Source organism: Paenibacillus sp. WC2504, assembly GCF_052682475.1.
Map to the genome: position 1 here is coordinate 3,694,571 of NZ_JBQZFH010000001.1, position 18,936 is coordinate 3,713,506.

12 protein-coding genes are annotated in these 18,936 nt (G+C 45.5%); 6 read left to right on the forward strand and 6 right to left on the reverse strand.

The annotated features are described in order from the left end of the window. The first annotated feature begins 55 nt into the window (after nucleotides 1-55). From ACUN27_RS16505 to ACUN27_RS16515, 3 genes are all read left to right on the forward strand, one after another. Entirely contained in the window at nucleotides 56-2,314 is a 2,259-nt protein-coding gene (locus ACUN27_RS16505) for an excinuclease ABC subunit UvrA (protein ID WP_315950832.1), read from the forward strand. A gap of 153 nt (nucleotides 2,315-2,467) precedes the next feature. Next, nucleotides 2,468-3,610, forward strand: coding sequence for an acyltransferase domain-containing protein (locus ACUN27_RS16510; RefSeq protein ID WP_445559216.1), 1,143 nt, complete (start codon nucleotides 2,468-2,470; stop codon nucleotides 3,608-3,610). A 224-nt stretch (nucleotides 3,611-3,834) separates the two neighbouring features. Further along, nucleotides 3,835-5,157: a hypothetical protein gene (locus ACUN27_RS16515; RefSeq protein WP_445559217.1), complete on the forward strand. Its 1,323-nt coding sequence runs from the start codon at nucleotides 3,835-3,837 to the stop codon at nucleotides 5,155-5,157. A gap of 45 nt (nucleotides 5,158-5,202) precedes the next feature. Here the strand turns inward: ACUN27_RS16515 and ACUN27_RS16520 are convergent, their stop codons facing one another. After that, the gene (locus ACUN27_RS16520) at nucleotides 5,203-6,456 is read right to left on the reverse strand and encodes an esterase-like activity of phytase family protein (protein WP_445559218.1); all 1,254 of its coding nucleotides are present in this window, start codon (nucleotides 6,454-6,456) and stop codon (nucleotides 5,203-5,205) included. A 421-nt stretch (nucleotides 6,457-6,877) separates the two neighbouring features. Here ACUN27_RS16520 and ACUN27_RS16525 point away from each other — a divergent pair, with 421 nt between their 5' ends. Then, complete coding sequence (locus ACUN27_RS16525; protein ID WP_445559219.1) at nucleotides 6,878-7,153, forward strand: hypothetical protein; 276 nt, start codon at nucleotides 6,878-6,880, stop codon at nucleotides 7,151-7,153. A 134-nt stretch (nucleotides 7,154-7,287) separates the two neighbouring features. Beyond that, nucleotides 7,288-8,631 carry a hypothetical protein gene (locus tag ACUN27_RS16530; RefSeq protein ID WP_445559220.1) on the forward strand — a complete coding sequence of 448 codons (1,344 nt, stop codon included), beginning with the start codon at nucleotides 7,288-7,290 and terminating at the stop codon, nucleotides 8,629-8,631. Nucleotides 8,632-8,637: 6 nt separating this feature from the next. Here ACUN27_RS16530 and ACUN27_RS16535 read toward each other — a convergent pair whose 3' ends face one another. Continuing rightward, nucleotides 8,638-9,177, reverse strand: coding sequence for a cupin domain-containing protein (locus tag ACUN27_RS16535; RefSeq protein WP_445559221.1), 540 nt, complete (start codon nucleotides 9,175-9,177; stop codon nucleotides 8,638-8,640). A 162-nt stretch (nucleotides 9,178-9,339) separates the two neighbouring features. On the opposite strand from ACUN27_RS16535, the gene ACUN27_RS16540 reads away from it, so the two are divergent. Next, nucleotides 9,340-10,119, forward strand: coding sequence for a class I SAM-dependent methyltransferase (locus tag ACUN27_RS16540; protein ID WP_445559222.1), 780 nt, complete (start codon nucleotides 9,340-9,342; stop codon nucleotides 10,117-10,119). 38 nt (nucleotides 10,120-10,157) lie between these two features. On the opposite strand, the gene ACUN27_RS16545 is transcribed toward ACUN27_RS16540, so the two are convergent. The 4 genes from ACUN27_RS16545 to ACUN27_RS16560 form a co-directional block, all read right to left on the reverse strand. Further along, complete coding sequence (locus ACUN27_RS16545; RefSeq protein ID WP_326059941.1) at nucleotides 10,158-11,225, reverse strand: Ger(x)C family spore germination protein; 1,068 nt, start codon at nucleotides 11,223-11,225, stop codon at nucleotides 10,158-10,160. Further along, nucleotides 11,215-12,315: a GerAB/ArcD/ProY family transporter gene (locus ACUN27_RS16550; protein ID WP_315950817.1), complete on the reverse strand. Its 1,101-nt coding sequence runs from the start codon at nucleotides 12,313-12,315 to the stop codon at nucleotides 11,215-11,217. The genes ACUN27_RS16545 and ACUN27_RS16550 overlap by 11 nt, the downstream gene beginning before the upstream one ends. A gap of 26 nt (nucleotides 12,316-12,341) precedes the next feature. Beyond that, on the reverse strand, nucleotides 12,342-13,658 hold the full coding sequence (locus ACUN27_RS16555; RefSeq protein ID WP_445559223.1) for a spore germination protein: 1,317 nt from the start codon (nucleotides 13,656-13,658) through the stop codon (nucleotides 12,342-12,344). A 127-nt stretch (nucleotides 13,659-13,785) separates the two neighbouring features. Beyond that, on the reverse strand, nucleotides 13,786-18,843 hold the full coding sequence (locus ACUN27_RS16560; RefSeq protein ID WP_445559224.1) for an OmpL47-type beta-barrel domain-containing protein: 5,058 nt from the start codon (nucleotides 18,841-18,843) through the stop codon (nucleotides 13,786-13,788). Nucleotides 18,844-18,936: the final 93 nt, after the last annotated feature.

The following is an 18,936-nucleotide window of genomic DNA, read 5'->3' on the forward strand; positions in this document are numbered from 1 at the left end:
AGAATGGTACAATGTGTAGATAGATAGAAAATTTTGCTATAGGAAGGATGTTAGCATGAGCGATTTCCACCAGGAGTATATTGTAATTTCTGGAGCAAGGGAGAACAATCTCAAGAATGTATCCTTGCGCATTCCCAAGCGAAAGATCTCGATCTTCACCGGGGTATCCGGATCCGGCAAGTCATCCATCGTATTTGATACGATTGCTGCCGAATCCACACGATTGCTGAATGAGAATTTCAGCTTGTTCGTACGGAATTTTCTCCCACGCTATCCACAGCCGGATACGGACGCAATAGAGAACTTGAGCATGGCTGTTATTGTGGATCAGAAGCGGCTAGGCGGCGGATCTCATTCTACGATGGGTACGATTACCGATATTTCTCCCATTCTACGACTTCTTTTCTCCCGTGTAGGTCAACCTTATATTGGGCAATCCAACATGTTTTCTTTTAACGATCCACAGGGGATGTGTCCGGAGTGTAACGGGATTGGCCGCAGGCTGGGCATTGACATAAGCAAGGCGTTAGACAAGTCCAAGTCATTGAATGAAGGAGCAATTATGCTGCCGGATTATTCCGTGAACAGCATGGACTGGTCGATGATCATCCAGACGGGGTCCTTCGACCCCGACAAGAAGCTGAGCGATTATTCGGAAGCGGAACTGGATCAACTGTTGTACAGCAAAGCTCGGAAAGTAGAGATGCAATTCGCCGGCAAGGCTGTCAATATTACAGTGGAAGGTGTTTTCGAGAAGTTCACGAACAAGTACATCAAGCGGGATTTGAAGACGATGTCCGAGCGTACTCAGAAAGCAGTAACCCCGTATATCTCAGAGGGGACCTGCTACAGTTGTCACGGCGCTAGACTCAGTCAAGCTGCGCTTAATTGCAAAATTAATGGACACAACATTGCCGATCTCGCTTCGATGGAGGTCGGACAGCTGATTCGCGTCATTCGGGAGATCGACGATGCGGTTGCCGCACCGGTCGTGAAGTCGCTCACAGAACGGTTGCAGCATCTGGTGGATATCGGGCTTGACTATTTGACGCTGGATCGCGAGACGGACACATTGTCCGGCGGTGAGTCGCAGCGGGTGAAGATGGTGAAGCACCTGAGCGGTAGTCTGGTGGATGTCACGTACATCTTCGATGAGCCAAGCGTTGGCTTGCACCCCCGTGATGTGCACAGGCTGAATGAATTGCTCCAGAAGCTGCGAGACAAGGGCAATACGGTGATTGTCGTGGAGCATGATCCTGATGTGATTAAGATCGCAGATCATATCGTTGACGTTGGGCCACATGCCGGCAGCCGCGGCGGAACGATTATGTATGAAGGTAGCTATCAAGGCCTGCTGGCGTCGGGTACTCTGACGGGTACGCATATGAAGCGACCGCTCCAGTTGAAACACGATTGCAGGCAGCCATCCGGCCTGCTGTCGATCAAGAATGCTTCCTTGCACAACTTGCAGAACGTGTCTGTCGATATTCCAACCGGCGTGCTGAACGTCGTTACGGGGGTTGCCGGTTCAGGCAAGAGCACGCTGATTAACGAGGTGTTTCTCAGCGAGCATACGGATGCCATCGTCATCGACCAATCGGCCGTTGGCGTGTCAACCCGCTCGAATCCCGCAACGTATACGGGGATTATGGATGATGTACGCAAGGCGTTTGCTTCTGCGAACAAAGTGAACCAAGGCTTGTTCAGCTTCAACTCCAAAGGTGCATGCGAGAACTGCCAAGGGTTAGGTGTTGTGTACACAGACCTCGCTTTCCTTGATAGCGTGAAGCTGCCATGCGAAGTATGTGGGGGTAAAAGATTCAAAGAAGAAGTACTTGCCTACAAGTTGGACGGTAAGTCAATTGCTGAAGTGCTGGAAATGACTGTGGAGCAGGCCTTGGAATTTTTTGAGTTAAAAGAGGTTGTGCGCAAGCTGCAGGCGATGAGTGATGTGGGTTTGAACTATATTACACTCGGTCAGCCTCTTAGCACACTCTCAGGCGGGGAATGTCAACGCATCAAGCTAGCCAGTGAGCTGCATAAGAAGGGAAGCATATATGTGATGGACGAGCCTACCACTGGTCTGCATATGTCCGATATAGGTCATCTGCTGGGTATTATGAACCGACTAGTGGATGCTGGCAATACGGTCATCGTCATCGAGCATAATCTTGATGTAATCAGCCAAGCGGATTGGATCATTGATATGGGGCCAGATGGAGGAAGCAATGGCGGTCAAGTGGTGTTCGAGGGAACACCACAGCAGATTATCCATGCGGAGCACTCGATCACAGGAAAATACTTGAGAACTTAACGTAACCATCATGACCGGATTCTATTGCTAGGGACCTCCTACATGCTGTAAACTTGTTAGTTGATAGCTGTAACAACGTTTATGGGGTTACAGCTAGACTTACATACTAACACGGCTTATTTTGCAATTGTTTAATAGGAGAGGTGTACATTCATGGAACTTTTGTTACTATCCAAAGATTTAACCCAGCAGTACTGCAGGAAAATATTGATGCCTGAAGGAGCTACCGAACTATTGGTGGAAATCGCCAATAAACTGAACAATGATCACAAACTTTTAGATATTTATATGGATTTTTACAAAAATACGATTGAAAGTGGTCACTGGACAACGGTTTGGGAACCTTTAACCATTCACCCTTATGTAGAAGAAACGTTCGGAAATGAAGCTTCGTTGTTTTATCTGCATGCCGCCTTGCAAAGGCTGCCTTTTGCCGAGCAGAAGTATGCCGAATTGGGACTGAGTGAGGAATTATTCGTAGAAACTTTACGGGATATCGGCGTGTGGGTACAAAATGCCTATAATCTAGTGGGATATTATGCCATCAGAAATTTCAGCTGGATCTGGAGGCATCTCGAAGCCAGAATGTTCCGGATTGGCGGCATGCAATTCCTGGCTGCGAAATTTTCCGGAGTCGTCAAAGGTTTTTACAATGCGAAGGAAGAAAGATTTTTACTTTTATGCGGTGAAGGAATGGAACTGCGAGCAAACGGCGATATGCAAGGTGTATGTAAAAAAGAGAAGACAACCGATGGTTTTGTAACGGAATATATAGAAACGGAAGAGTACTTCATCGGACATCCCATTACTCCTATTGGCAAAGGACTTCAGGAGCAAGTTAAGCTTAAAAGAGATGAATGGGAAAAAGTGCTGGACAAAGATGATACGTTGCTTGAAATCCACATCCCAAGAGATACTGCATTTAATATGGAGTCTATCAAAGACACTTATTTAAAAGCGAAGGAATTTTTTGCCGCCTACTTCCCGGAAGTCAAGTATAAAGGCATGGTTTGCCATACATGGCTCTTTACTCCTCAACTTCGGGAGATGCTGCCGCCTACGAGCAATATTTTAAAGTTCCAACAGCAGTTCTACCTATATCCGACAGCGGGATCCGTGCGTTTCCTATGGAATTTTGTGTTTAATGAATTGACGGAGGTCAAAGACGCCAAACCTGATACCTCGTTAAGGAAACAGGTTCTTCAATATGTAGAGGAGGATAAAGAGATATTTGATATGAATGGGATATTTCTTGATTTATGCGGTGATTTTGGCAACGTATCTTACGATAAATGAAATTCCATTTATTGTTAGAATCAGTTCTGAAAAAGGAGTACTGACAACTGTCGGTACTCCTTTTTCCTTATCTGGCGTTACGATTGCTGTAGAGATGAGCAGAATTCAGATCAAGCGGAACAAAGGACAAGAGCGTGATCAAAGGGGAAACGCTCTTCCATGCTGGATATGGTATAGTAAAGATATTGACTACCATATACTCCCATCCTGAAAGGGCGGTTTGAATGACAGGAATGCGTTCGCAGGCTCCAATGCGGGGCGTGCAGAAAAAGGATAGCGAAAGCGGCGAACGAGCAGTTCCCAAGGTGGAGCGCAGCGCAACAACTAGCCATTGGATGCAGCTGCAGCGGACATTGGGAAACCGAAGAGTTGGAGAGTTGCTGCAAAGAGACATGCAGCTTTCTGCAGCGCCAACGGAAAACGTCGTGCAAAGGGCACCAGGTCTGCCAACGAAACAGGATTTGGATAGCGATGGGCTGACAGCCGGCACAAAGTTTGGGTTCGGTAAGACATCGTGGGGCAATCTCGGGGATGCGCTCGTCGTCTACGAGAAATTAGGCAATACGGATTTTGCAGCTCAGAAAGAGCAATTAAAGAAGATCGAACTTATTATTGGAGATTGGCGTGCTAGCTACAACCTGAGAGAAAGTAATAAGAAACTAAAGAAGAAGGACCCGGCTAAACTCCTTAAAGTTAATGAGATTTTGGAGAGTATCGAGCAGAGACGAGCTGTCATTCAAGAAGCGGAGGCACCATCGGATGGTCGAGATGGACGCCGTCGTGCAGAGGCTTTTAGCAAAAGAGAAGTAATGGCCCCTTTGACAAGACAACAGGAGATCGTGGAAGAGAAGAAAGAAATAAAAGCTTCCGAGACGATGGACGATTATTTGGAGAAGAGTGGGTACGAGCAAGACCGCAATTATATGTCATGGGGTAATGGTACGATTGCACACGTAAGTTGGAAAGCACATGTTGGCTCCGGTGATGCCAGCCAGCGTCTGGCAATTGCGCAGATGGTCAGTCCATTACTTAAAAGTTGGAAGGTCTACCATAAATTCGATATTACCCAAACTTCTAAGCCTATCGATAAATTTCTTACGGTATACCCTCCAAAAGATGAGGAAGAATGGGAGATTATTGTCAATATGCTTGAATCCGCATTAGGTGGCTTTGCAACTGTCGATGTCACCGGTGACATGCCAGTTGGGGAAACCGGCAAGGTGAATATGCGACATGGTCAAAATACGCCGCTTACTTCAAGTATGACCGAAGGCATTGATGTAATACCAGATGGTAAGGTTGGAGAATTTACAAAACTGGTTGGTCCTGCTGTGCAGAGCGGTGGTCTTCCTTTGTGGGAATTTGGAGGAAAGTTGTTCTTCAGTAAGGTAGAAACCACGGAACCTCCTTCTAGAGATAAACTGAATCCGAATACGATTTATATGGCGATTCTCGTGGATGGAAGGATCGTCCCGGATAAGAGGGAGGAGCCGAATCCCGCGAATGTCCCACTTCCGAAGGGAGTTAAGAAATTCGAGCGCCAATAAATAAGAAAAAGACCGCCGAATGCGGTCTTTTTTCTATAGAGATTTTCACTTCTTCTCAGGTGAAACGTCGAAGGCTAGAAGCTGTGTCACTTGCGAAGCGCCGAAATTGTTGTCAGAGACAAGAACAAGGCTGTCGTGCCCGTTTTGGAGCTTCGGTCCCCATGCCATGCCTTCCACATTGTCGAGCTTCGGCAAGCCTAGTGTATTAAGATCAAGCACCAGCTTCTTTGTAAGAGGCGTAAATTGGCCGGACGGTAAGGAATTAAGATTGTTCACATTAGTCGCTTGAGCGGCATCCGCTTCATAGATGCGAATATAATTGGAATAATTGCCGTCGGCGGCTTGCACGCCGGAACGCTCTAAGATGAGGAACTGGTGATCATTGATCGCAAGCATTTCCGAAACGCCGTTATCGGCGCTTTTGCCTGGTCCGGGTTTAGCCGGGATGGCGTCAATCGGATAAGCATACTGCGCGATGATGTCACCGCTTCGATTGTATTTCGTTATACGGGAATAAGAGCCAGCATCCACCGTCGAGATTTCTCCGTCTTGGTAGAGGGAGGCTTCCATGGAAGTAAAGTAGTATTTTCCGTCCGGAGAGAAGCTGCTTCCTTCGAGAGCGAGATTGTTGCGGAAACCTTTCTGCGTGGAGCTTCCGCTGTTGGCATCGATTTGGAAAGCTTTAGGAGTCAGGATGGAAGACAAATATTTGCCTTTTAATGTCGCTTGGCGGATGAAAGGGTTCAAGTTAAGCGTGCGATCGCCTTCGCTCGTATACCAGATCGTTTTGCCGTCAGGATCAAAACGGATCGATTCCAGATCAGGGACGATGCCTTGCTGATTAGCCGTGTAATCTTTTTTGTTTGGATAAGTGGTGCCATCCTCTTGTTTGAACTCCGTCATACCGGTTAGTTCGACGCCATAAAAACTTTTGGTATCGTATTTCAGCTTCGCACTGTAAAAACGGGCAGGAGCATTGTCTGAACGATCGTCACTGATCAGGATCCACTGATGCGTTCTTGAGTTGTAATCAATACCGGATAATCCGCCAACAAGCGTTTCCTCGAACTTTAGATCGTTTGCAATCCGTTGCTCACCGATAAACGTAAGTTGTCCGACCGTGTGATTTTGAGCATGCTTAGCTTGCTTATGAGGTTTCGCTGCTTTCGGTTGTTGGCCTTCCGTCATTGGAGCTTGTCCACCTGTTTCCGTCGTAGCGGCCGAAGCGGCAGTGAATGGTACGGAGGCCAGCAACAAACCGGCGACAGCACTTGCGGATATGAGCTTTCTTACCTTCACGTCAACACCTTCTCTCCCAAATTCATCCATCAGTAACGATGACACTCTCATTATATAGAAGTGCGTAAGAACGGGACAATAGGATATGGGAAAATTTACATAAGCTTAAATTGTGGGACTTTCATTTACTCGTGAGATATTTGCTCCGCTCTGCCGGAATTAGTTTATTAAAGGGATATCCTACCTTTATTTTAAGCGTGTTCTGACTCAGTAAGCCGGTTAACTGGAAAAACTCCAGTAAATTTGCTCAGACATCCCATCTTTCTAGCACAATCGTCTATTTTAACAGGAGAAATACTATTCATTCATGCAAAAACTATGTTATTGCATGGAATAACTGTATTATTTCCATTTAATACTAATAAGTTGGCTCTACCGTAGATTTGATCTGTAGCCTCCTAAACTAGGTCTATATTCACCAATGCCTCAACCTGAGGCAAATGACCTATTGTCTGATCTTAATCTTCATGGGAGTGGTTTAACGGATATTCATGTAGAGTTGCTTGAGGAGATAGAATACCTTGCTACGCCTGAAGATGTACTTATCAAAAAATGTTATGGGCAGAACTCTAAACTAAAAGAAATTGTTTGGCAAGAATGTCTGCAAGATGTCGAGGTAATATTTAATAAGCATGCAACAACGCAAGGACTGAAAATATTTAATTATTATCACTTGTTAACAGCAAAAGCTTCGTAAGTAAATGCTTAAAAACCAACTATTCGCACAGCGGGGCACTCAATCAATTCTGCTAATCGCTATCGTGGTAAATTGTGGTACTATAAATGATATCTGACCTATGTAAATCAGCATTAAGGAGGCCCGAGACCCGTATGCAAGCCCATGCATCTTCGAAATCAACCCGAGCGAGCGGTCCCTCGTTGGAGAAGCAATCCCCGTCTTCAAAAAGTGCGGATCAGCCATCTTCATCATTACGTATGCCGACGAATGCTTCCTCTGTTCTTCAGCTTCAGAGAACGATTGGCAATAAAGAGGTGGCGCGCATGATGTCGCAACAGCTGGCAGCACCAACCACGTCGATTGGGCAACCTGGTATTCAACGGAAATTAGTAGCCCAGTACAGCGACAGTTTGAAACGCAGCGCAACGACAAGCGATTTGTTGCAGGCTTTCGAGCTGATTGGGATGAAGAGTCAAATCCTTTCGGCCAAAGCAAATGCGCGCGTGAATCCTTATACGTTTAATGCGATATTGGAGCAGGAAATAGATGAAGCAGACTTTACCGTGCATTTAGCGAAAGATCAGTGGGAGCAGTCTCGAGACCAAATCAGCCAACTTGCGAGTAATGTCCTTCAAAAGCTGTATTTGGACCCAACGGTCTCCAATGACGACGGGGAGAATGAGATTTTTTATGATACGGTTGAAGATCATACAAGCAAGGAAGATATACTGCCGCGCTTGGAAGATCTGAAAACGCACATGCACATTTTTCCAGGTGATATGAAAACACGGCTATTGAATTACTATGCGATGGCTTCTTTATCCAAACCGGATACTCTTTTGACTATGGATATGGCCGCCATTGAAGAGATGGAGTCGTATCTTCTAAACTTCTCGAAAACCATTCTTCAAGAGGTGAAAACGTTGAACAGCCGAATCGCACAAGATGCAACACTTGTACGGTTGGCTCCTCAGATTCAAGATTATTTGAATACGTTCTTATATGTAAAAGCTGAAGATTTAGGCGCATTTCCTTTGAAGGAAGTGTCGGATAACTTAGCATTCCTCTCCCGGCGCATCGAGAGTTTAGAGGCGGATTTCAACGCTGAACCAAAGCCGGAGGTATACATTCATCAGCAAGCCACAGATGAAGCGCTCGATAAATATGTCTCCATGGTTCACAATAACTGGAATGCCGGGCGCGACAATCCAACCCGTAATACACCCGCCAAACATACGCATGTCGATGGATACAGCACAAGCATGATTTTCTCCATGCAAAATGGCAATAAGGATCTATATATTCATGGTGTCGTTGCCTTTCATATGGACAGCACGATGTCCTCCTCTGATGCAAGGGAAGCATTGGAAATCGAGGATCGCTCTCAGACATTGGCAAATTTCATACCTTACATGCCATCCGGTGATTCATGGATTACGAAGGATCAGTGGTATCTAAATAAAATAGCGCAGTATTTTACAGTTGATTTTCTATAAGTGTTATCACTCATATTTCTCTTTATAACCAAGCAGCCTGGCTAGGGGGGAAAGGATCTTAAAGACGGTTTTCTGCACGGGCCATGGTGGATTTACCACCTGAATTTCGTTCTGATAATTGAGCATTGGAAGAGACATCCGAACCAAGTTAGGCGTCCCTTTTGCGCTAAGCTTGCCGTCTCTTGCAAGAGCGAAATAGGTACGGAAAAATCCTTCAATTTCCAGTGCAGGTGTAAATTTTTGAATCGTATGCGCTTCTTCAGCATCTTCATTCCAGAAATAATGGGGGAGCCCCGCAGGAATCTCCAAGTGCTCTCCTGGTCCAAGAACGCGGGTTTCGCCGTTTATATGGAAGTGGATTTTGCCTGTAATCACTTCTAATGAACTTGTTTGTCTCGGATGAATATGTTCGGGTTCTCGTTCTTTCGAGGGGGGATTAAAGCTTTCAATTTCCAATAAGGCACCATTCGTCTCTTTCCCGGTCGTACGGAAAATCATTCTTTGTCCGCTGCGGGGATTCGTTATTTGTCTGTCAAGAGTTGTCATGACAGCCTCCTTATTTATGGTCATAGTCAGCTAACGCGGGAGTCATTCCTCGTTGTAATCCCAAGAAAAGACGACACCCAGCTTCATGGTATCCCTTCCAATTGTGTATCGTCAATACGCTCAGCCAATTAACAAAATTAAAATAATTGGGGAGGAATTTTTATGCCGATCAATTTTCACGATGATAAGAACAAGGCTACATATACGACAAGGATCGCTGACGATACTTGGGTGAAATTCATTGAGAAAAGGATGGAAGTTCGCAATAAAGTAGTGGCAGATATCGGTTGCGGCGGCGGCATATACACGAAAGCCTTTAGTGAGATGGGGGCAAGCCATGTTACTGGCGTTGACTTTTCAAAGGAAATGTTAAAAGGGGCTGCGGACAACTGTAAGGAAAAGGACAATATTACGTTCGTGTTAGGTGATGCTATTAGTTCCAATCTACCATTGAACACGTATGACATCGTGCTGGAAAGAGCCTTAATCCATCATTTAAATGATCTAGTGGCTTGTTTTAAGGAAGCAAATCGTACGTTGAAAACGAATGGACTGTTTATCATTCAAGATAGGACCCCAAAAGATTGTACACTACCAGGGGATGCCAATCACCTTAGAGGCTACTTCTTTGAGAAATTTCCTCAATTGATTGAGAAAGAAGTTGCTCGGAGACATACGTCAGATCAAGTGCAAATTGCACTTGCAGCAAATGGATTTGAACTGCTAAATGAGACGCAGCTTTGGGAAACAAGACGTGTTTATGAAGAGTTGGGAGCGTTGACACAAGATTTGCTGCAACGAACAGGGCGTTCTATTCTTCATGAAATTACGGATAGTGAGCTTCAGGAATTAGTCATATTCCTTACAAATAAGCTTGAACATACAACGCTTCCTATTGTCGAAAAAGATTCATGGACCGTATGGATAGCCACAAAAAAATAGAGGCTAGTAAGCCTCTATTACTTATTTGTTGCCCACAGTTAATTTTCATATACATCGCCGCTATTCGTGATTATGCATCCAATCGTCAGATCCGTTTCCAATTTAGGATAATAATCTTGACGCCAGTTCGCGAGCTGATCGAAGGGCAGCTTGTTCCTGAAATATTGCCCAGTCCCTAAAGCATCGGAACCTATCGTTTTTAGCTGACCGAAGAGTTCTTCATAACGCTTTATCATATCTTTGGCAAAGGCTTCCTCGATTTGTTTTTCATTCAAACCACCGTTGTTTTCAATAAGTTGCAAGGACAGCTGCATATTCATATGAAGTACGGGATGTTCATCACGCCAATCCGTATGTATGCGGTTTTTACATTTTACTATGGCTACGCTTGCCCGATTCGTTACTTGAACAACAGAACCTTGAAACAATTCTTCGTATAAGTTGATTAACAGTGATTGTTCCTTTTTAATTTCCCCTTTCATTTTCCCTTTGGCCATGACTGCAGACCCTAGGAACTCCAGCATTGTTGATTTTCCCGATCGCAGAATAGGGATGGTGACATCTTCCGTGTCAGAGTGCATAGCGCCAAAAATTTTCCAAACATAAGCTAAATTAATTTCAGGACTCCATCCTGCGTTTTTATTGAAAAAATTCATGAGTGCGCTTCCGTCCGTTTGGATGACACGACCTGTATGCGCTAGAAAAGCCCCGATTTCCTCCGAGGTGATGGCTACAAGCGCTTTGGTAGGGAGCTGCTGGCTTCTCGTGATGAAGGCTATCGCTTCTTGAATCCCATCTTCCGCAAGTGCACGATCTATTACGATTAATTGCACGTGCATAAAATCTATTCCGGCTTCAATATCTGTATCAATATCAGTAAGTGCTTTACTAATCGTGTCGGCTTCTTTGTAGTAAACTTTAGATGATAATCCTTGTTTTTCAGGATATGGAATTTGAATGTGAATTCTGTATTTACTCCCTTTCCCATAGGAAATACCCATGACAATAGGTAAAACCCGGTGATTAACGTCTTTAATATCCCAACAGCCGGTTAACAATACTGCGCATGTGAGTAGTAGAGCGCCAGTCTGAAGCTTACGCATCATTTTTGAAAACCTTCTTTCTAAACGCTCTTTGAATGAAACCACCTCGGAGATAGACAGCAATGGGGATCGCCAAGAAGACAAAGATACGGAACCCAATATCGGATGCGTAGATCTTCACGTAGGAACTCCAATTTGGAATCATCGCGGATGCAACAAACACAAGTAAGCATAGGACGGGCCTAATATATGTCTCTTTCCATCCTGGTATCATTTTGCGAACTAACACAGATGAAGCCCAAAGCGCATAGGAGGTTATTACTAGCACGAAAGCAAGCAGAGCAACGGCATAAAATAAAGAGATCCGATTAAATATGGACCATGTAAGATTGACGGTATCAATACTTGTTACCAGTGGGAAATTCATTAATGTTGCCGCGTTGACACCAAATACAAGCATTGGAATATAGATGATGACCACATACAGCACAGTCAATGGAATCATTGTAATCAGAAGAGGCTTCAACTGTACTTTTATAACAGGAGGCAGCATACCCAGAAGAAGAAAAGGGCAAATCGTAAATAAGGGAACGAGGAACTCAAAATGCTGCATAAAGTCAAAGCTTGTATTTACAAGTGGAAAGATGTTGGTCAACCTTGCATTAACGGAACATCCCAGTAGGGCAAATAAAAGAGCAGGGAAATGCAGAAATGACAATAAGGTGCTAGCTCTTAAGATACCTTGGGGGCCAATAGAAGCTCCAAGCAAGGTAATAGAAGAAAGTAATATCAAAATTGAAATTAACGGTGATCGGACCACGAATACGATAATCATGAGCTCAGCAAAGCCGCGAATTCCCATAACTCCGATCATGAGAATATACAGAATAAGTGGCAGAAGCAGGGCAGTACTAACCCATCTACCGAGAGGAAGAAGTAGATCAGCATAATCCAAATTCCCTGCTTTGTTCAAACCCTTCAACAAAATGACCATGAGGATTAATTCAATAAGCATGTACATAATGGCTGGTTCCCAATGTCCATATTTCGTCGTATGTAACATCGCTCTTGGAAACAGCAGAAATATGATACTGCAATGAGATCCGATGAAAAAAAAGGGGACTGTTAACATTGAAATCCATCGAGAACTCATAGGCTGGCGTCACTCCTTTTCAGTTGTTAGGTTTGTCTTAATTTTTTGAAATCAAAAAAATTCATGAACGGTATACCGAAGTGTTCAATTCTGCATACGTAGAAACAAATCGCTATAAAACCAGCGAACAAACCGAATACACCAAAAATGCTGGAGAGTACAACGATAACTGCTCTCATAATTCGTAGATTCATCGTGTTTAAGTAATTAGGAAAAGCAAAGGTGGCCGTAACGGAAATGGACAGCACAATGATGACAAGACTGCTTACCAATTTTGCATCGACAATGGCTGTTCCAAGAACGATGCCTCCGATGACTGTAATGGATGCTGCAATACTCTTGGGTAACCGCTGTGTGGATTCAATACTGATTTCGCTAACAATTAATAAAAAGGCCATTTCTAAAAAAGTAGGAAGCGGAATGCCGATTCGGCTGCTTGCTACAGAGAGGGCGAGTTCGATCCGCAGTGTTTCCGGATTTACGGAGACAAGAGCTACATAAAGACCAGGGGTCAACAAAGAGACTAGCAGGCTCATTAAACGTAAGGAACGGAGCGCAAACATAATGATCAGGGGAAGTTGCCTATCCCACTGAATGGAAATAAAGTCGCCAAATAGCAGGGGCAGCACGTAAGCCACGGGCTCTCCATCTATCAACAAGATGACTCGGCCTTTCATCATGGACGAAGTTGCTTGCATAGGGATTTCCGTTTTGTAAAAAGGTGATAACAAATCAAAACAACTGCAGCCAAGTATTTCCATCAGGTCTTGAGCTGTTTGTAAATCTCTGTGTGAAGCGTTCTGCAAATGACTTTTTACTTGTTGCAGCAGTTCCTTATTCACAAACTCTGAATGGTAAATCAAAGACGCCTCTTTCGTTGCTCCTCCAGTAAAAGTAAAACCTTCAGCAATTAAATAGGGTGAATTCAATGTTTTTCTAATGAGTCCAATATTCGTGGTTAACGGTTCCATGAAGGCGACGGCCGGAGCAAAAGGCATCGATTCGTTCTCGGGTTTTTCGATAGAACGGGAAAGAGAAGCGGGAACTCCTTGGAAACTGAATGCTTGTTCGCCCGTGGCATGAAGTAAAACTACCCGTCCCAGTTGAAGCTCACTCATCGCCTCAGGGCTCCAAGGCTTGCCAGCCAATCGCATGCAAATATCATCGTAGGAAACGTTTGACGTAATGCCGGAGTTCCAAATAAACATAATGGTTTCCTGCGAATTCACAACAGAATCATAGTAAACCAACCACATATATTCTGCTCCGAGCTGCAAACGTTCGATTTTCAAATCACGGTGTAGCTCTGCTTTTTTTCCTATGACCTCCAAAAAATTGCTCATGGCTAACCTCCCTGAGATAGTGTTTACTATAAAATGGGAATTATTCAGCGGGCTCCTGCAGGACGCAAGCAATCAAATAAGGGCCTATCATCCAAAAGCAGCTTTGGACAAAGGCCCTTATTCCTATTTACTTCCCAAATTTTTGCTGTAAAAATAGCAGGGCATCTTGAAGCATCTTGGCGGTCGCGCTGTCCACATACTTGCCGTCTTTAATAGCAGCATCAAAGAAAGTCGGATCTTTCAGTTGATTTTGGTTCACCAGTTTCTGAAGCACGGCGACCGCTGTCTGCAGGCTGTTATAGACGGTTTGGTTTTTGAAATAACCTAAATTCCATAATAACCGGACGAGATCATCCAAATGATCCAGATCCATGATGACCTTTAATACATAGGTACGTACAATCGTATTGCCCGCGCTGTCGGTTGCTGTTACTTCAATTGTATGCGAACCTAACCATAAACTAAGCGGTTGAAAGTTCATGTTAGGACTGACAACGATTCCGTCCAGTTGAACTTTTGATGAAGCTACTCCACTTAAAGCATCTGTGATACCAACATTCATGACAATCGGATCCGTCCAATAAACGGTTAACGGACCGGTTATGTTGATTTCAGGAGCTTGTGGATCATAACGTACTTCCGCAGAACGGCTAGCTTCTTGATTGCCAGCGATATCCGTACTGTAGTAGTGGATTGTGTTCACACCGTAAGTGTTTACTGTTACTGATGTTCCGGCGCTTGGCGTTCCACCGTTTAGGGAATAAAAGGTCTGTTGTACACCACTTAATGCATCATAGGCCGCTAATGTGACGGTTTGTGGTGTCCGCTGCCATCCCTCTAATGAGGAATGAATGGTAGTTGGAGCCGTTTTATCGATGCCTATAATCAAATCTTTGGGCACTTCCTCGTTATTCATCGTATCAATGGAGCGGTATTGGATTTGGTAAATCCCTTCATCGGCGAAAGTGATCGGCTGATCAGTGACAGCCTGCCAAGTCTCAGCTCCTCCCAGAATGCGGTACTCGGTCCGCTTGATGCCTACCCCGACAGTCGGATGTGCGACTGTAAAGGCGACCTGCACATTTTGCTTATTAAATGTGCCAGAACCCGTTGCTCCGTTCGCTGTCGCTGTGGTTACAGGAGGGGAGACGTCCCGCTTAGTTACTTGGAACGTTATCTCTTTGGTGTTGTTCGTACGATCCATCTCCGTGAAGCGCCCGATATCATTAATATTGACGCTTAATTGGTAGGTGGCTTCTCCATTGGGCACTTCCCAATACCCGTTTTCACCCCCTGCGTTCGTATACAGCGTAGCAGTGCCGCCAACTGGAATGGATTGATTGTACGTATCCGTATAGCCGAACGAACCCCCGTTCAAACCGAATACGGCTCCAGTAATTTGACCGGCAGGGGTGGGAAGAAGCCCCACATTTTTCACGGTGACATAGAAACGTACGCCTGTTTGCCCGGCATAAGGACCGGCTGGATCTGTTCCAAGGTCGGTTACGATTAAATCAGGGCCAGGTGTCAGGGGCTGGCGTTCCAAGCTCAAAAATTCAAACGATTGATGTATAACACGGCCGTTTTTAGCGACAACTTTGATGATATGGTTTGCCATGGGGAGGCCCGTTTTTTCGAAAACCAGCTTCTTTGCGCCCTGTGTGTTAGCTGTTTTCAAATCAACCGTTGCTTGCAGGACATCGTCTATATAAACATCTGCGACTCCCAAAGTAGACTCAATATCCGAATACCAACGAATTCCCGTGCCTCTAAAAGCCATGGCTGCGTAATCGCCAGGTGTTGACGTTTCATGAAGATCAGCACCATTTGCCCCTGAACCGAAGGTAGCAGAGGAGTAATACGTATTGGGACTGGAATGAACAACATTTGTCCACAGGTTCTGAGGCGTTTCATCCAAAAGACCTTCCGTCAGCTCGAACCAATCGAAGTAAGCAAACACATTATCGGTACTCTTGACAATGGAAAGCACAAGATTGCTTACGTCCGCAGGCATCATGACATTGTATTCGATTGTTGTATAGACGTTAGGCTCCGTTCCGGGCAAATCAATGGAGCGAATCAACTGATTGTTGATCGTGAGATTGACCTTCTTATTCGCTGCAGAGCTATATTTGAGCTTAAGAATATAATTGGTATTTGCTTTGACAGGAGGCTTCAGCAAATTCATTCTTCCTTGCGTGTAATACATCCCGACAAATGTGCCATGATGTGTCACACCTTCCAGCTCCGTTTGCTCCGATTCCACATGCAAAGCTCCCATAGAGGTCGTTGTAAAAGGGGAAGAAGGTAAAGTTAAGGATGATATGGCTATAGGGGCGCTCGGCAAGGATTCATTGCCCGAATCATCATAAGCGATAAGCGTATAAGAGTGAGCGCTTTCAGGACTCACATCTTGATGTGAGTAGCGTGTGACTGCTCTAGGAAGCTTTGCAAGCAATACGCCGTTATCGTAAAGCTTATAACCGGCCACTTCTGCATTATCCGTAGAGGGCTGCCATGTCAGCTTAATTTGTTTATAAGAAACGGCCCGCGCTTGCTGCGTAGGTGTACTCGGTATGGCATTCTCGTATGGCGTCAGGATGTATTGAACGGCTTCACCGGGCTGAATCGTTTCCGATAATTGCGCGCCCGAAGCGGCGTCAATGATACTAAAACTGCGAGCAGCCGCATACGTGTTGCCTGCACCAAAACGTTCTGCCGCATACTGAACGTTAGCAGGCAGGGTAACGTTCACATTCATCGTGACCGGAGTCGTTTCGAAATTCACAAAGTTAAGCAGAATTTTGTTGGATTTAGCTCCGGTACTGCTCACACCAAGCGTTGATGTATCCACCGCACGGAAGTAAGCTTTTTTCCCGGCAAGCTCATTCTGATTTGTATACACATAAGGGAGGGGTTTGCCATGCGTACTGTAGGCAAGCGCCAAGCGGCGGAAAATCTTCAATCGCGTTTCATCGGGCTCGCTCGCATTAATCCATGCTTCCGCATCGTCAGCAGAATTCATCACGATATCTTCTTTGAGCAGGCTGTACTCTCGGAAGTAGGCGGCATGCTGCATAATGTAATCCAGATAGCCAATCGTACTGCGCGTTTCGCGATCGAAGATGGAGGCGAAGCGATGGGTGAAGGTGTCATACCGGTTATTATCCGTATGAAAATCATTAGCACCGGTTTCACTCATCATCATCGGTTTAGCCAGTCCGTCCCCCTGATAATCCGGAAAGGTTTTCTGTGTCTCTACAAGAGCGCCGCCATCACCACTTGAAATGCCGCTTAACGTATAGCTGTGACCGTTTGTCAAATCGGTGTAATCTTCGATTTGCTTGCGATAGGCGGGATCTCGCTCCCAGCCATCCGGAATGCCTTTGGATGGCCAGTAGGCCCAACCTGGAGAAACCGCTTTCAACCAAGGGTTTAATAATGGCTTTTGCTCGCTAACATACTTGGCCAGCGCCAAGTCAGCGGCAAAGGCATTGTTGAACACACCAGGTTCATTATCCAGCTCCAGGTAGTCAAATAAATCTCCATTTTCTGCAATGAGATTATTGTAGTATTCTTTCAGTTTTTCCGGGACTACGCCGGCCGAGAGCTCCGGGTCTTTGATGTAGGTTCCGAAAGGCAGCAGCACGGGGGCTAAATTCAAATCCCGCAAGGCTGTCAGCCATTCACGCGAAAATTGGCTGCTGCGTATGACGTTTCCGCTGTAGGCAAGCCCCAGCCACTTCGTTACTTCCATCGTTTGCAAGTCACGGTCTTTCAACACATGCGACACTAACGCCGTTCCCAGACGGATATACCGGCCATGAATGGGTTCTGTTGCTGGAGCCGCCAATGCCTCAAGTTTGGCATAATCCCACTCAAACCAATGGAATTCATCGCCTGCAGTTCCGGCATACAAACCGCGATCCAAGGAGAGCTTCAGCTCATTAGGTCCAACCTTTAGCATTTCCTTAGGAATATAAAGCTCGTAAGTTTCTTTGAATTTCCGATTCGTATTTCCTCCGGTAAGGCCGACAATTTGAATTAATCCGGCCATCGTATCATTGGAAAAGACTGCTAACTGTGGAACGGATACATACGCATCCAAGCTCCTGAAGCTGAATTGCACACCATAATCCGGAATTGCGGCTAAGTTGTAAGTAATCACCATCGTACCGTTGCGGTTAAGCTTTAAGCCTTTGGATACCGAACTCCAATCAGTGCGGGTCGCCCAGTCCGAAGGGAGGTTGATGGATTCCGTAGAAGACGATGAATAGTCGCTAAATTCAGAAGAGAGCTGATCATCAAGCCCTATCCGCCAAAGCAACGAATACGCAGGAGTTGGCTCTACAACTTTAATTTGCGTGTAAAAGGTAGTTGAAATCAAGATCTTGCCTGCAGGTTGCGCTGAAGTCTCTTTTAACCGAACCTGAATTTGTCCGGTCGTGTAATTGATATTCTCCAGCTGGAGCGGGTTCATGGATACCGTTTGCCATGAGTTGCCGCGATCCGTGCTGTATTCATAGGCGGCTAGATCCGAGTACCCGGGAACAGGCGTCCACCCGAATGTGTTTGCTGTGTCGTCCTGGACGGGATTTGTTGGCGCATCCGGCAGCACATAAGGTGTTAAGTAAGCACCGGGTATCACTTGTTGGGCCATACCCGGGCCTTGCCAAGCGACAGCCAAATTATCATTCGAGGTGTTTTCTTTGTGCAGCGCCTCGATATAATATCTTTTGCCTCCTATTAACGGAATGATCACGGATTTCTGAGTAGGAGACTTGTTCCACTCTCTGGGCTTGGCGAAAACCGTGTTCCATGCGATTTTCTCTTTGTGCGCAGGATCGCCATCCGGGCTCAGCCATAGTTCTGAGCTGTCATCCGCAGCAATCCAGAAGGTGTAACCGCCGCTAACCGGCGGCGTCAGAAAACCATAAACGAGCGAACCATAAAGATCCCCGGTATTATTGGGGGTCTCAAAGCTGGTGAGTACCCTCGAACCCGAAGGAGGCGCCTTTACTGGGATTTGTTCGACTTTCCCGCCAGGAATATTGTTCCAATAATCCTGCGTGATACCTGTTCCCGCAGCACTGGCACGGCAAGCAGGGAAGAGAGGGAGCAGCGAGACAATGATTGCCGACAGAAGGATTGAAACAAGGAGTTTTGACTTGTGTAGGGATCTCATAATTACCTCCAAATGAATGAGATTATCAATAGGATTCCCTAATCCTATCCGGGGTCCACGTCATGTGTAGGCGGTGCTCCGACTCTGCTAACC